The sequence below is a fragment of the Sphingobium abikonense NBRC 16140 genome, from assembly GCF_001598335.1.
In the GTDB taxonomy this organism is placed as follows: Bacteria; Pseudomonadota; Alphaproteobacteria; order Sphingomonadales; family Sphingomonadaceae; genus Sphingobium; species Sphingobium abikonense.
Window position 1 is genome coordinate 115,185 of record NZ_BCYT01000004.1, and the last position, 14,680, is coordinate 129,864.

At 64.5% G+C, this 14,680-nt stretch carries 14 protein-coding genes; 6 read left to right on the plus strand and 8 right to left on the minus strand.

Translation table 11 applies throughout. From position 1 onward, the window contains the following. Positions 1–11: 11 nt before the first annotated feature. The 3 genes from SAB01S_RS06150 to SAB01S_RS06160 form a co-directional block, all read right to left on the minus strand. Positions 12–935: a Gfo/Idh/MocA family protein gene (locus SAB01S_RS06150; protein ID WP_062732363.1), complete on the minus strand. Its 924-nt coding sequence runs from the start codon at positions 933–935 to the stop codon at positions 12–14. After that, the gene (locus tag SAB01S_RS06155) at positions 932–2,509 is read right to left on the minus strand and encodes an aldehyde dehydrogenase (NADP(+)) (protein ID WP_062732214.1); all 1,578 of its coding nucleotides are present in this window, start codon (positions 2,507–2,509) and stop codon (positions 932–934) included. The genes SAB01S_RS06150 and SAB01S_RS06155 overlap by 4 nt, the downstream gene beginning before the upstream one ends. A 125-nt stretch (positions 2,510–2,634) precedes the next feature. Further along, the gene (locus tag SAB01S_RS06160) at positions 2,635–4,437 is read right to left on the minus strand and encodes an IlvD/Edd family dehydratase (RefSeq protein WP_062732215.1); all 1,803 of its coding nucleotides are present in this window, start codon (positions 4,435–4,437) and stop codon (positions 2,635–2,637) included. A gap of 189 nt (positions 4,438–4,626) precedes the next feature. On the opposite strand from SAB01S_RS06160, the gene SAB01S_RS06165 reads away from it, so the two are divergent. Beyond that, entirely contained in the window at positions 4,627–5,655 is a 1,029-nt protein-coding gene (locus SAB01S_RS06165; protein ID WP_062732216.1) for a COX15/CtaA family protein, read from the plus strand. Continuing rightward, the gene (locus SAB01S_RS06170; protein WP_062732217.1) at positions 5,652–6,452 is read left to right on the plus strand and encodes a hypothetical protein; all 801 of its coding nucleotides are present in this window, start codon (positions 5,652–5,654) and stop codon (positions 6,450–6,452) included. Before SAB01S_RS06165 ends, SAB01S_RS06170 begins: the two co-directional genes overlap by 4 nt. Positions 6,453–6,458: 6 nt before the next feature. Here SAB01S_RS06170 and SAB01S_RS06175 read toward each other — a convergent pair whose 3' ends face one another. Together SAB01S_RS06175 and SAB01S_RS06180 are read right to left on the minus strand one after the other, a co-directional pair. Then, complete coding sequence (locus SAB01S_RS06175; RefSeq protein WP_062732218.1) at positions 6,459–7,088, minus strand: hypothetical protein; 630 nt, start codon at positions 7,086–7,088, stop codon at positions 6,459–6,461. Positions 7,089–7,154: 66 nt separating this feature from the next. Continuing rightward, positions 7,155–8,603, minus strand: coding sequence for a sigma-54-dependent transcriptional regulator (locus SAB01S_RS06180; protein ID WP_062732219.1), 1,449 nt, complete (start codon positions 8,601–8,603; stop codon positions 7,155–7,157). Between the two features lie 160 nt (positions 8,604–8,763). On the opposite strand from SAB01S_RS06180, the gene SAB01S_RS18595 reads away from it, so the two are divergent. From SAB01S_RS18595 to SAB01S_RS06195, 4 genes are all read left to right on the plus strand, one after another. Further along, on the plus strand, positions 8,764–8,889 hold the full coding sequence (locus SAB01S_RS18595) for an aa3-type cytochrome c oxidase subunit IV (protein ID WP_062732220.1): 126 nt from the start codon (positions 8,764–8,766) through the stop codon (positions 8,887–8,889). 40 nt (positions 8,890–8,929) lie between these two features. Further along, a complete protein-coding gene (locus tag SAB01S_RS18415) occupies positions 8,930–9,211 on the plus strand; it encodes an NADP transhydrogenase subunit alpha (protein ID WP_157078287.1) in 282 nt (93 codons plus the stop codon). Positions 9,212–9,321: 110 nt separating this feature from the next. Then, on the plus strand, positions 9,322–9,831 hold the full coding sequence (locus SAB01S_RS06190; protein ID WP_062732221.1) for a hypothetical protein: 510 nt from the start codon (positions 9,322–9,324) through the stop codon (positions 9,829–9,831). 74 nt (positions 9,832–9,905) lie between these two features. Then, positions 9,906–10,595: an aspartate/glutamate racemase family protein gene (locus SAB01S_RS06195; protein ID WP_062732364.1), complete on the plus strand. Its 690-nt coding sequence runs from the start codon at positions 9,906–9,908 to the stop codon at positions 10,593–10,595. A gap of 17 nt (positions 10,596–10,612) precedes the next feature. Here SAB01S_RS06195 and SAB01S_RS06200 read toward each other — a convergent pair whose 3' ends face one another. The 3 genes from SAB01S_RS06200 to SAB01S_RS06210 form a co-directional block, all read right to left on the minus strand. Beyond that, positions 10,613–10,909, minus strand: a complete 297-nt coding sequence (locus tag SAB01S_RS06200) for an RNA-binding S4 domain-containing protein (RefSeq protein ID WP_062732222.1) — start codon at positions 10,907–10,909, stop codon at positions 10,613–10,615. After that, on the minus strand, positions 10,902–13,586 hold the full coding sequence (locus SAB01S_RS06205; protein WP_245646418.1) for a helicase-related protein: 2,685 nt from the start codon (positions 13,584–13,586) through the stop codon (positions 10,902–10,904). Before SAB01S_RS06205 ends, SAB01S_RS06200 begins: the two co-directional genes overlap by 8 nt. Before the next feature lie 132 nt (positions 13,587–13,718). Continuing rightward, positions 13,719–14,645: a DUF2171 domain-containing protein gene (locus SAB01S_RS06210; RefSeq protein ID WP_062732224.1), complete on the minus strand. Its 927-nt coding sequence runs from the start codon at positions 14,643–14,645 to the stop codon at positions 13,719–13,721. Between the last annotated feature and the right edge of the window lie 35 nt (positions 14,646–14,680).

Consider the following 14,680-nt stretch of genomic DNA (forward strand, 5'->3'; position numbering starts at 1 on the left):
TTCCTTCTAGGTTAATCCTTGAATTCCGCCGTAGGACAATGCCGCCCGCAAAGGAAGGCGTCCGCCACCAATCGCAGCGGCGCGGTGTCGGCATCGATCGCGCGGCTTGCCACCAGGTCGACGAAGCGCCGATACATGGTGGGATATTCTTCGTCCGGGGCCTTCACCTGCACATCGCCATCGAGCCGCAGCATATTGCCGCCTTCCGACAGCAACAGGGTGCCTTTATCCGTCTCGACCGCGATATCCCAGGTCTGCGGGCCGGTCTGTCGCCAGTCGAACACAGCATCGATTGTCGCGCCCGACGCCGTCGCCATGCCCAGCGTCGCGCCGATCGGCGCCTGCTTGTTTGACGGCACTTCCAGCGAGGCCGACAGCATGGTGATCGGCTCTGCGACGATTTCGGTCAGGATCGACAGCGCATTGATGCCGGGATCGAAAACTCCGAAGCCGCCCGCCTCCCAGATCCAGGGTTGTCCCGGATGCCAGTGACGGACATCCTCGCGCCACTGAATGTCGATCCGTTTGACCGTGCGCTCCGCGATCCAGGCCTTGGCCCGCGCTACCGCCGCAGCGTAGCGGCTGTGCCAACTGGCATAGAGCGTGACGCCCTGCTGGCGCGCCAGTGCAATGAGCGCGTCCACTTCCGACACGGTTGCGCCAGGGGGCTTTTCCAGGAACACATGCTTGCCCGCCAGCAGCGCCTGCCGCGCTGCGGCGTAGCGGACCTGCGGCGGCTGGCACAGGATGACGGCATCCAGGTCCGGCTCCCCGGCCAGCATCGCGCCGAGGTCGGGATAATTATGCACCCCTTCGCCCTTTGCATTGCGGCTGGCGACCGCGACCAGCGCGATACCGTCGATCATGTCGATCGCCGGCAAATGCTGGTCGCGCGCGATCTTGCCCAGGCCGACGAGACCTGCCCGGATCATCAGGCAGCCACTTCCAGCTTGCCTTCGACGCGGCGCGTCAGGCCCCAGGGATTGGCGTCCTGCAACGCGGCAGGCAGCAACACATCGGGCACATCTTGATAACAGACGGGACGCAGGAAGCGCATCATCGCCAGTGTGCCGACCGAGGTCGATCGGCCATCGGCGGTCGAAGGGAAGGGGCCGCCATGCACCATGGCATGGGTCACTTCGACGCCGGTCGGCCATCCATTGGTGAGGATACGGCCAACCTTGCGTGACAGCGTCGGCAGCAGCGTTGCGGCATGCCCCTCATCGCCCTCGCCGATTTGCAGCGTGGCGGTCAGTTGGCCTTCCAGACCGGCGATCGTGGCGACGACTTCCTCGATGCTGGAACAGCGAATGAGGACGGAGGAGGAGCCGAACACTTCCTCTGACAGAACCGGGTTCGATTGGAACGTCGCGCTGTCGGTCGCGAAAAAGGCGGCTTGCCCACGATTGACGCCTTCAGCCTCGGTGCCGCGCGCCACGGTGGTGACGCCATCGGCGCTGGCCAGCGCGGCAACGCCCTTTTCATAGGCTTCATGGATGCCCGGCGTCAGCATGACCTGCGGCGCTGCGCCCGACATGGCGGCGGCGGCCGACGCCACGAACGTATCGAGATCCGGGCCGTCGAGCGCGATGACCAGGCCGGGATTGGTGCAGAACTGGCCCGAACCCATGGTCAGCGAACCGACAAAGGCGGCGCCCATGGCTTCGGCGCGATCGGCCAGCGCGCCGGGCAGCAGCACGACGGGGTTGATCGACGACATTTCGGCATAGACCGGGATCGGCTCGGGCCGTTCGGCGGCAATCTTCATCAGCGCCGTGCCGCCGCCACGCGATCCGGTAAAGCCGACCGCCTTGATGCGCGGATCAGCGACCAGAGCGCCGCCAAGCGCGCGATCTGCGCCCGGCAGGTAGGAAAAGACGCCTTCATGCAGGCCACAGCTTTTCACTGCCGCCTGAATGGCGCGCGCGACCAGTTCGCCGGTGCCGGGATGGGCGCTATGCCCCTTGACCACGACGGGGGAACCGGCCGCGAAGGCCGCTGCGGTGTCGCCCCCTGCGACCGAGAAAGCGAGGGGGAAGTTAGACGCGCCGAACACGGCGACCGGGCCGACCGAATGATTGACGCGGCGCAGGTCGGCGCGGGGCAGGGGCGCGCGGTCCGGCATGGCGCGGTCGATCGTGGCGTCGAGCCAGTCGCCCAGGCGGACATAGGAGGCAAACAGGCGCAACTGGCCAACGGTCCGGCCGCGCTCACCCTCCAGGCGCGCGCGCGGCAGGCCGGATTCTGCCATCGCGGTTTCGATCAGCAGGTCGCCGATGCCCATGATATTGTCCGCCACGCTTTCCAGGAAGGTGGCGCGGGCATCGGGGGACAGGGTGGAAAAGCTTTCAAAGGCTTCGTCGGCCAGCTTCGTGGCTTGCTCGACCTCAGCAGGCATGGCGCTGGAAAAGGCGACGTCGCCCTTTTCGCCTGTCGCCGGGTTGATCGCATGGAAAGGCTGGCCGCCGGTGCGCTCGCTCGCACCGATGAGGATGGCTCCGTTGAACATGGCTGTCTCCTTGAAGAGGGGGGCTGCTGGTCAATTGCGTCGCCAGTATGGTTTGGCGATCGCGACGCGAATGGGGTTGCGGGGATGGCGGCGGAGATGGAAAGCCGCCAGACCGCTTTCAATGCTTAATGGTTGTCGCGGGGCAGCCCCTTGGTCTGGGCAATCCGCTGATATTTTTCCGCGCCTTCCAGGATGGCGCCGGTGTTCATCTGGCCAACGACCGAGCGCTGGATTTCCTGCCACGGGGTTTGCGAGGCGGGGTAGGGATAGCCGCCCTCGGCCGCCAGCTTGGCGCGGCGCGCTTCCAGTTCCTCGTCGGAAATCAGGACATTCACCGTCCCGCTTTTCAGGTCCATCCGCACCCGGTCCCCATCCTTGAGCAGCGCCAGGCCGCCCATCGCCGCCGCTTCAGGCGAGGCGTTGAGGATGGAGGGGCTTCCCGATGTGCCCGACTGGCGACCATCGCCAATGCAGGGCAGCGCCGACACGCCTTCGGTGATGAGATAGGCGGGCGGGCGCATGTTCACCACCTCGGCCGCGCCCGGATAGCCGATCGGCCCCGCCCCGCGCATGAAGAGCAGCGTATCGGGCGTGATGCCGGTCGCCGGATCGTCGATGCGATGGTGGTAATCCTCCGGACCATCGAACACGATCGCGGGCCCCTCAAAGGCTTCGGGATCGTCGGGGTTGGACAAATAACGCTGGCGAAACTCCTCGCTGATGACGCTGGTCTTCATGACCGCCGCGTCGAACAGATTGCCCGACAGGACCAGGAAGCCCGCTTCTTCCTTGAGCGGCTGATGGAAGGGCCGAATGACCTTTTCATCCTCAATCTGAACGCCGCGGCAATTTTCGCCCATGGTCTTGCCATTGACGGTCATGGCATTTTCGCGGATCAGCCCTTGCTCGATCAACTGGCCGATCACGGCAGGCAAGCCGCCGGCGCGATAATAATCCTCGCCCAGATATTCGCCGGCCGGTTGCATGTTCACCAGCAACGGCACCTTGTGGCCGACCGTCTCCCAATCCTTGAGCGGCAGGTCCACGCCCATATGCCGCGCGATCGCGGTCAGGTGGATGGGCGCATTGGTCGATCCGCCGATCGCCGAATTGGCGACGATGGCATTGTGGAAAGCGTCCAGCGTCATGATGTCGGAAGGCTTCAAATCCTCATGCACCATCGCCACGATGCGCTTGCCGGTATGATAGGCGGCCTCCTGACGATCGCGATAGGGCGCAGGGATCGCCGCGCTGCCGGGCAGCATCATGCCCAGCGCTTCGGCCAGTGCGTTCATGGTGCTGGCGGTGCCCATGGTGTTGCAGAAGCCTGTGGACGGAGCGGAGGAGGCGACCAGCTTGATAAAGCCTTCGTCGTCGATCTTGCCCGCTGCAAGCAACTGGCGGCCATGCCAGACGATCGTACCCGAACCCGTTCGCTCGCCCTTGTGCCAGCCATTGAGCATCGGCCCCACGGACAGGGCGATCGCCGGGATGTTGACGGTCGCGGCCGCCATCAGCAGCGCGGGCGTCGTTTTGTCGCACCCTGTCGTCAGAATGACGCCATCGAGGGGGTAGCCATACAGGGCCTCGACCAGGCCCAAATAGGTCAGGTTGCGATCAAGCCCGGCGGTCGGACGCTTGCCGGTTTCCTGAATCGGGTGGACGGGAAATTCGATGGCGATGCCGCCCATTTCGCGGATGCCCTCCCGCATGCGTTCGGCCAGCACGATATGGTGGCGGTTGCAGGGCGACAGGTCGCTGCCGGTCTGGGCGATGCCGATGATGGGCTTGCCGCTGCGCAATTCCTCCAGCGACAGGCCATAATTCAGGTACCGCTCAAGATAGAGCGACGTCATGTCGATATTGTCGGGGTTGTCGAACCAGGCACGGCTGCGCAGCTTTGGGGCGGACTTGGACGAATCGCTCATGAAGGCATCCTGAAAAGAGAAGAGGCGCTTTTTTCGCGCTTGGCCGACTTATATACTCAGACAAATACGATATCAAGGGCAACCGAAAATAGAACAGTAATTCTTGCTCAAACGATGGCGTTTGGCCCTGGCAATTGGTTGAACAGACCAGCCTTGAATTGCGCCAGGGTTGGGCGCAAGGATCGCGCCATGACAATCATGGATCACCATTCGGCGCCGCGCGCCATTGCCAGATGGTTGGTAGTGGTCGCGGTACTCGTTTTTTGCATGGTGGTGGTGGGCGGTATCACGCGCCTGACCGAATCAGGCCTGTCCATCACGCAATGGAAGCCAATCACCGGCGCCATTCCGCCCCTGACGCATGCCCAGTGGATGGAGGCGTTTCGCCTGTATCAGCAGATTCCCGAATATCAGGAAATCAATCGCGGCATGTCCCTGTCGCAGTTCCAGTTCATCTTTTTCTGGGAATGGGTGCACCGCCTGCTTGGCCGCGTGATCGGCATTGCCTTCGCGGTGCCAATGCTCTGGTTTGCGTGGAAACGCATGATACCGGCCGGCTATGGCTGGCGTCTGGTGGCGCTGCTGGCGCTTGGCGGATTGCAGGGCGCGATCGGCTGGTGGATGGTGACGTCGGGCCTGTCCGTGCGCACCGACGTCAGCCATTATCGGCTGGCGGTGCATTTGCTGACCGCGCTGTTCATCATGGGCGGGTTGATCTGGACCGCGCTCGACCTGCGCGCCCTGGCGCGGCACCCTGCCGCCCGGCCGGCGCGCCTGCGGCCCTTTGCCCTTGCGGCGCTGGTGGCGCTTGGCGTGCAACTCATGTTCGGTGCTTTCACGGCCGGGCTGGACGCGGGCTATGTCTCGAGCACCTGGCCGCTCATGAACGATCATCTGGTGCCGCAGGGCATCGATTGGTCGGGATCTGTCTGGGCGACGCTGTCTTCTGACCCCTATCTCGTCCATTTCTTCCATCGCTGGTGGGCCTGGATCGCTGCGGGCATGCTGGTGCTGCTGGCGCGCCGCGCGAAGTCGGCGAGATGCCGCGGCGCCTCGATCGCGCTGAACGCTGCCGTCGGAACGCAGATATTGCTCGGCATCGCGACCGTTGTCACAGGGATCGCCCTGCCGCTCGCGGTGCTGCATCAGGCCGTAGGCGCGATCGTCGTCGCGGCGGCGACCTGGGCAGCGCACGCATCGGGGCAGACGCGCGCGTGAAGTCGCTTGGCGGGCTTGCGGCCTTCCTTCTGGCCGCCATCGCGCACCCGGCGGCGGCGGAACGGATCGCCATCCCCTTCACGCCGCCTGTCGGTCAGGACCTGGCCTACGACATTGACCAACATCGGCCCATTGCAGGACAGGACAGCCGGTTCAGCGCGCATCGCACGGTGCGATTTGAACGCGCGGGCGACGGCTATCAGCTAAACGCGGTTCTGCGTTCGCTCGACAGCGATGCGACCGATGCCGCCGCAGCCTCCTTTCGCGCCGCCCTGACACCGCTCATCGGGGTGGAGATGCGCTTTCACCTGGACCCCCAGGGAAAGATTGTCAGCCTCGACGATGACGAAGCCGTGTGGTCCGCCGTAGAGCATGGGCTGGACATGATGATGGCGCAGTTTGGACCTGACACGCCACGCCATCGCGCCGCGCAAGGCGTCAAGACCTTGTTCGACGGATTGTCGCGCGAAGGACGGCTTGCCCTGCTGGCCGGGGAATATCAGCCTTTGCTCCTCTTTGCCGGCAGCGAGGTGGAAGATGGCGCGGATGGAAGGGGCGTCAAGACGATGGCAGGATCACCCCTGGGTCGCCCCGTGCCGGTCGAGGGGATCCTGACCTTGAAAGGCCGAGCAACAGACGGGCTTTCCCTGAGCGAAACCTTGACCGGGCCGGGCGTGGACGTTCGGATGGACTATAAAGTCTCGCCAGTGACCGGGCTTGTCACGCGACAGGTTCGGACGCTGACCGTCGGCACGCGGACACTGACGGAAGAGCGGGTGTTGCGCCCGGCGCCTTGAACCGGGTCAGGAGGGCTGGGCGGCGTTGGCTGCGGTAGCCGGCATTTGGGTTTCATCGCTCGCGCCGCGCGGCGCAAAGACGCGCAGGCTGTCCAGCAGCTTTTCGGCAATGCCCTGATATTGTTCGCTCAGCATTTCGGGATAGACGAAGGTCGCCGTAACGATCGCGCCGCCCGGTTGCCGCAACAGGCGGACGGCGACATTATTGCCTTCGCCATCATTGGCTGTGCCGCGATATTCATTGTCGCCGACAAAATCGCCATCGACGCCTTCGGCGCTGCTGTTGAGCGCTTCGACCGTCTGCTGCAGCGTCTCGTCACCCTCGTTTTTCTGCCAGAAGACGCGCACGTCGGCGCCCGCACCCGGATCTTCATAAACGATGCCATCGTCATTGCTCGCGCCCTTGTCCATCACCCAGCCTTCTGGAAGGGTGACGGAAAAGCCGCGATCCAGGTTCACATAATTGCGGCTGTCCGCGCTGTCGTCGGCCTGCTGGCTTTCGAGCGCGTTGGCGGCCGCGGCATTGGCGGCCGCGGCCAGTTCCTCCTGGCTCGGCATGTCGGCGACCGGCTCGGTCCGGCCGCAGGCGGCGAGCAGGAGGATGGGCAGGCAGGCGATGAGCGGAGCATGTTTCATCCTGCGTCCAAAGCATAGCCACGCGCGGATTTCAACGCCGCAGGGAAGGAGCGGACGACGGCCGGTTCAGGCGGCGCTATCAATGCCCAGTTCGGCAAGCTTGCGATAGAGGGTGGATCTACCGATGCCCAGCCTTCGCGCCACCTCCGTCATGCGTCCGCGATAATGGCCGATGGCCAGCCGGATCACGTCGGCTTCGATCTCCGCCAGCTGGCGGACATGCCCGTCCAGTTCGAACAGGGTGATGCCCGCGCCTTCACGATGCGGCTGGCTGATCGAACGTACCTGTGGCGTCAACCGCCCGATTCCATCGCCAGCACGAATCTGCGCTGCGATCTGCGGAAAATCCTGGGGCGTCAGCGCGTCGCCATCGCACAGGACCGCCGCGCGGAAGAGGGCATTTTGCAACTGGCGCACATTGCCGGGCCAGGGATGCTGCATCAGCAGCGACAGGGCATCGTCCGTCAGGCCCAGGCTGCGAAGCCCCGGTTGCCCTGCGATGCGGGCGAGCAAATGCCGGCATAGCGCGGGAATGTCGCCCATCCGTTCGCGCAGGGGCGGCACGGTCAATTGAACGACATTCAGCCGATAATAAAGATCCTCCCGGAATCGGCCCGCTTCGATTTCCTCGCTCAGCCGCTTGTTGGTCGCGGCGATGACGCGCACGTCGACGTGGATCGGCCGGCGTGCGCCGATCGGCTGCACCTCGCCATCCTGCAGCACCCGCAGCAGCTTGACCTGAGCGTCGAGCGGCATTTCGCTCACTTCATCCAGAAAGATTGTGCCCATGTCGGCGGAGACGAACTTGCCGACATGGCGGTCGAACGCTCCGGTAAAAGCGCCGCGTTCATGTCCAAACAGTTCTGATTCGACCAGGTTGGCGGGAATGGCCCCGCAATTGACCGTCACCATCGCCTGTTTGTGGCGCGGCGACGCGGCGTGCACCGCACGGGCGATAACGTCCTTGCCGACCCCGCTTTCGCCTTCGATCAGCACGGGGACGCGCGCTCGTGCTGCCTTGGCGGCAATCGCGAGAGCGGCGCGGAATTGCGGTGCGGAGCCGACCACATCCTCAAAGGAAAGCGGCGCGGTGATCTTTTCCGTCAACGGCCGCAATTCTCCCGCCGCCGCCCCGTCTGCCAGCGTGGCATTGAGCGCGGCAAGCAGGCGTTCGGGCGCGATCGGTTTCGACAGATAGTCGCTTGCGCCCGCGCGCATCGCCTCTACCGCCACCGCCACATTATTATGCGCCGTCAGAACGAGGATCGGCAGGGCGGGCCGCTGCGCGCGCAAATCGCGGATCAGGCCGGACGGCTCATAGTCCGGGCTCCATTGGTCCAGAATGACCGCGTCCAGCAACATGCCGTCCTGCGTCCCCAGCATTGCTAGCGCCGCTTCCGCATCGGCCGCGAAAATGGTGCGCCATCCCGCGCGCGAGGCGAGGGCCGAAACGAGCCGGCGCTGGGCCGGTTCGTCGTCGATCAGCATCATTATGGGTACGCCGTCGCGTGCCATTCCAACCCCTTGTCATGATCCGCTTGTCTTGATCAGGCGTTGGACCCTAGCTGCCTGCGGTAAAGGCACACTTAACCGCGTGGATTTTCTGTCTGGAGGATTGAGGGGCGCGCGGGGACGGGATAAGGACGGGTCAACTGCATCAGGAAGGGGACATGGCATGGCGTCGAACGGCAATATGAAAAGCGCGAACCAGACCTATCACAGCTTCGTCGGGCTGATGAAATGGGGTACGATCGCCAGCGTGGGCGTCGCGGCCTTGGTGGTGCTGCTGATCGCGACGTGACGCCCTTCGACGGTCCTTCCGTCAGAAACGACGTGTCTTCATGACCCATGCAACGGCGCTCGCCGTCCTGTTGCCGACGGTGGCCCTGCTTACCGTTCTGGGGACGCGGGCTGCGGCCCGGCGCCATAGCCGTCCGGTCCTAGACCTATTGTGCGCCTTGGCGGCTTTCCCGGTCATGGGCGCGCTGATCGTCGCTGCGGAGGTTGGGGGCGCCGGCGCGCGCCTGCTTGGCCTGCTGGCGATTTTGCTGGGCAGCATCGCGCTGGTCGCTGGTTTCGGATTGCTGGAGCGATTGTCCCGATCCGGGGAGGATGCCGGTTGACGGCGTTATCAGGGGTTGCGGCAATCGCCTGGGTCGGCTCCGCGCTGCTGATGCTCCTGGGTCTGGTCAGATCAAGATCGGAGCTCGCGCTGCGGCTGGGGATTGGGGGAATGGCGCTGGCGATCGGCGCCAGCCTCTACACCCATGATGTGGTAAACCTGCCGGAAATGGTCAGCCTCGCCGCGCTGGGGGCGGGGATCGGCTATCTGGTCGTCCGCTGGCCGACCATCCGGTCCGTCCTGCCAATATTGGCTCTGCTCCTGCTTCCCATTGGCCTGTGCCTGCTGCTGACAGCGCTCGCCATTGATCGCAATCCTATCGCCTTCGACATTCTCCGGCCTGATGACGCCACGCTGGCGTCCTTGAGTTGGTGGCTGCTGACAGGTGCCGAACTGATCGGAGCCGCCATGGCGATTGCGGCAGCGCCACTGTGCAGGGCAGTGTCTGGGGGAAGGCGAGGGGTTGAGCGATGGCTCGCTGCACTGGCGGGCCTTGCCGGCTGGGGCGGTCTGGCGATCGCCCTGCTGCTCAATGAACCCGGCATGGCGGTCATCGCCACCATCGTCGGCGCCGGCGGCTTCACCCTTTGCGCCATGCCCGTTCGTGCCAGGGGCGATTAAGCCTTTGACCGGCTGCGGTGGCTTCCCCTAACCCTGTGCTGTCACATGCCAAATCGGGGGAGACAGCGAACATCATGCGCAAGCTCGGCCTTGTCGGCGGCCTTAGCTGGACGTCGACCGCTCGCTATTATGAGATCATCAACAAGCTGGTTCAGCGCAAATTGGGCGGACAGCACAGCGCGCAGCTGCTAATCGAAAGCCTCGATTTCGCAGCGGTGGCCAGTTGCGTCAGCGACGACGACTGGGACTGCGCGGCCACGCAATTGATCGACGCGGCCCGCCGCCTGGAAGGGGCGGGGGCAGGCGCGTTGCTCATCTGCGCCAATTCCATGCACCGGGTCTATGACCAGGTACAGGCGGCCGTCTCTATCCCGATCCTTCACATCGCCGAAGAGGTCGGAAAAGCGATGCAGGCCGACGGGGTCGAGAAGGCCGCGCTCATCGGCACACGCCGGGTCATGACCGAGAAATTCTATCGTCAGCGCTTGGTGGCGCATGGCGTGTCGCTTCTGCCGCCGGACATGGCGCTGGCGGAGCAGGTGGATCGCATCTTCTACGAGGAACTGACGCTAGGCAAGATCAACCGGGAATCTCAGCGTTTCATGAAGTCGGAACTGACGGACATTGCCAAACAGGATGTGCAGGCCGTCGTGCTGGCCTGCACCGAATTGGAGATGATCGTCGATGTCAGGGCGAATGTCCTGCCCATCTACGACTGCACCAGCATCCACGCGCAGGCCGGCGTCGACTTCATCCTGGGATAGTGCGCCGGGCTGATCCCTTAGCCCCCGATGGTCAGTTCCTCATAACAGGATTGTGCTTCGGGGGCAGGTCCGCGCCGGACGGGCAGGGCGAGTACGCGCACGACGCGCACGCCGCCGATATGCGGAAAGGTGATGAGGTCGCCCGCCCTTACCGGGGCATGAGCGCGGTCGATCCGCCGGCCATTCAGGCGCATATGCCCGTCTTCGGCTAGCTTTTGCGCGATCGACCGGCTTTTCGACAGGCGCACGAACCAGAGATATTTGTCGATACGCAAGCTCGGGCCATGACCGGCGCCTGCGCTCGCGTCAGCCATTGCGGCCCAGCAGGTCGGCAAGGCCCGCAAAGGCGTTATTGACCGGCGCGGGACTGGCGCCTCCGCCATTGTTGGACGGGCGCTGTCCGTCGCCTCGCTGCGGCTTGCCGCCACCCGGCTTTCCTCCCCGCCCGCGCTGGGTCTGCGGCCTGTCGCTCCGCGCTTTCTGCCGGCCCTTGAATGCCCAATTCGCGGCCGGGACGGGCGCGACCGCCTCCGCCCCGTCCTCGACCGGCGGAGCAGGCGGCGCATCGACCGGGCGGAAGCCTGCCGCCCGCATCAATTGCAGGAAGGAGTCTTCGCTCAGGCCCAGCGACACGATCTGCGGGCTGAGCGCCGTGAAGGCCTCATTCCTGGCGATGGTCTCATGCGCGGTGCGCGCCATGCGTTCGGCCATGTCGATGCGCAGCATCTGGTCGCCAAACCCACGAAAGCCCGCGATGCGCGCGCCCATCTGCGCGGGACGTTCGCCAGCGGGGATCAGCGTCAGCCCTGGCCCCGGCAGCGGCAGGCAGGGTTTGGCGATTCGCGCCGCCAGCAGCGCCGAACGCCAACGCGCCGCGCCCGGCTTCAGCAGGCCGGGATGATAGATGTCGAGAACACCGATATCGATGCCGGCCTTGCGCAGCAGATGCCGCTGTTCCTTGTCTAGATGCCCCAGCGCCGAATCGAGATCAGTTCGCGCCACGACGCCGCCGGCATCGCCCAGTTGCGCAAATACCGCTCGCACCACGGCGGGCACCTGCGGATCGGCGGCGCTTTCGTTCATCTTGACGAGCGGCAGCAGATGCTTCTGCTTTTGCCCGTCGAACCATGTGGACAGTCGCGCGGTGATCTGCTTCTGCACATCCTGGCCCAACGCCAAAAGAGCGCGATCAAGCCGAATTTCCGGCGTTAGCAATGTCGTGCCGGCCATCAGGATCGCTACCGGCGTTTCACCCCAGGCAATGCCGGGGGCCTGCCCCGCCTCGTCCAGCAGGGCAAAATCCGCATCCGTCGCAGCGATCAGTTCGTCAGCCTTCACTCGCAATACCTTTCCAAGGCGCCGTTCCGCGGCCGCCAACAGCATCTTTCGGTCCTGATGCCGCGTAGCGGGATCGACCGAGAATCGGAAGCCGTCAAGTCGTCCGATCATTTCCCCATCGACGCAGACGCTGCCGTCACTCTCCACCGTAACGGGCAGATTGCTCGCATTCTGCCCGATGTCGCGCAACAGTACGGACGTTCTTCGATCAACGAAACGCTGCGTCAGCGCCGCGTGGAGCGCATCGGACAGTTTCTCCTCCAGCGCGCGGGTGCGCTCGGCCATTTCAGAGGGGTGGGCCAGCCAGTCGGCGCGGTGCGCGATGTAGGACCAGGTGCGGGCCGCCGCGATCCGGCCGGACAATATGTCGATGTCGCCCTGCACCGAATCGAGCCGCGCGACCTGTTGCGCGAACCAGTCGCGCGGAATGTGGCCGCTGCCTTCTGACAGGAAACGCCAGATACGCGATACCAACCGGGCATGATGATCCGCCCCCAGCTTCTGGAAATCGGGCAGGCCGCAGGCCGCCCACAGCCGTTCGACCTGGCGCTTGCCCCGCGCGCGCTCGATGACGGTCGGATCATCCGCCAGCCGTCGCAAAACGGCAAGGTCGACCGCTTCGGGCGCGGCGCGCAGTTCGGGGCGCTCGGGCTTCTGCTCCAGATCGGACAGCAGATGGTCTAGCCGGTCCGTGCGCGGCGTTCCGTTGCGCCAGAAGAGGTGATCGACCGCTGGAAAATGATGCGCCTCGATCGCGTCTATTTCCTCCGGGGTGAAGGCCGCGTCGCCATCTTCGTGCCCCAGGCTGCCGAATGTGCCATCCTTGTGATGGCGGCCGGCGCGTCCGGCAATCTGCGCCATTTCGCTGACCGTCAGACGTCGGCTTCGCCGTCCATCGAACTTGCGCAGCGAGGCAAAGGCCACATGCGCCACATCCAGGTTCAATCCCATGCCGATCGCATCGGTCGCCACCAGATAATCGACGTCGCCATTCAGAAACATCTGTACCTGCGCGTTTCGCGTGCGGGGCGACAATGCGCCCATGACAACGGCCGCACCACCGCGAAAGCGGCGCAGCATTTCGGCGACGGCGTAGACCTCTTCGGCAGAAAAGGCGACGATGGCGGACCGGCGGGGCAGGCGGGATAATTTTTTCGCGCCCGCATAGCTCAAAGTCGAAAAACGCGGGCGGCTGATGATGTCCACGTCCGGGATCAGGGCCTTGACGACCCGGCTGATGCTGGCCGACCCCAGGATCATCGTTTCTTCCCGACCGCGCGCGCGCAGCAATCGGTCGGTGAAAATATGCCCGCGTTCAGGGTCCGCGCCCAGTTGCGCCTCATCCAGCGCCACGAAAGCGAAATCCTCCTTAGCGCCGGCTCCACGGCTGCCGGAAATGGGCATGGATTCGGCCGTGCAGAGGAAATAGCGTGCGCCAGGCGGAATGATTTTCTCTTCGCCCGTGACAAGCGCCACCAGCTTTTCGCCCTTGATCGCGACGACCCGGTCATAGACTTCGCGCGCCAGCAACCGCAGGGGAAAGCCCATCATTCCGCTGGAATGGCCGCACATCCGCTCCACCGCGAGATGCGTCTTGCCGGTGTTGGTTGGCCCGAGGACGGCAGTGACGGGCGATCGGGCAAAGGAAACCATGACAGGTCCTATGTCGGGCATCGCAGCTTTGGGGGCAAGGGCAAAGCCGCTTCGGCCCCATTGCCGCCGGTGATCGGACCACAGAAAAAGGCCCGGCAATCGCGCCGGGCCTTTCCTCACATTCAATCTGGCTTAGCGATAGCGGTTGCCATAGCCGCTGTTGCTGCTGGCAAAGCCTTCGCTGCTCCAGCCGCCGTCAAGACCTTCGGCGCGATCGCCGAACATTGCGCTTTGCTCGCGCTCCGTCCGCCATGCGTCCTGTGTCTGCTCGGCGGTTTTTTCGAGGGTGACTCGCGTGGCGTCCACCGACTTGATCCAGCTCGACGGGATCGAATGGTGTACGCCACCGGCATCCTCGTCATTCTTGGTCAGGATGATGCGGTCGCCCCGGCATTTGTCGACGGTGCCGACATGCTCGCCATCGCTGCCGACGACCTCCATATGCTCCTTGACCTGCGTGACCGCTTGCCGCTGCTCGCCTCGGCGTGCCCGCCAAGTGCCGAACTCGTTATCGAAGCGATCGCGATTCTCCCGCTGATATTCGGCATAGTCACGGTCTAGTTCGTCGATCCGCTGCTGCCGCCAGGCGTGATAGTTGCTGTCATGATGGGCATTCTGATCGCGCTGCGGGCCGAAGGCGCGGGTGCGATAGCCATGATCCTCGCTGCCAAAGCCGCTGCGCTCATTGGTATAGGGGGCATAACCCCGACCCGGCAGATAATCACTGCGCCCGGCCGACGCGAAGCCTATCCGGCTCGACTGGTCGCGCGGGTCGCCATAGGGGCGATTATAATATTCGTCATATTCGCGGCGACGTTCCGCTTCCTCGTCACCGAACCAGCTGCGGACTTCATCACCCGCGCGATCGAAAAAGCCCCGCTCTTCGGGATCATAGTCGTCGGGACGGCGGCGCATGTCCGGTCCGCCGAACTGGCCGCGCGTGCCATAGCGATAGTTGTCGTCGCGTCGATAATCCCGCTGCCCGCGATAGCGTTCGCCGCGGTCCCAGTTGGAGGAATAGCGATCATCACCGTAGCGGCCTCCGCCTTGGTAACCCATGGTCTATCTCCTTATGCGTATCAGGCGACGCAGGG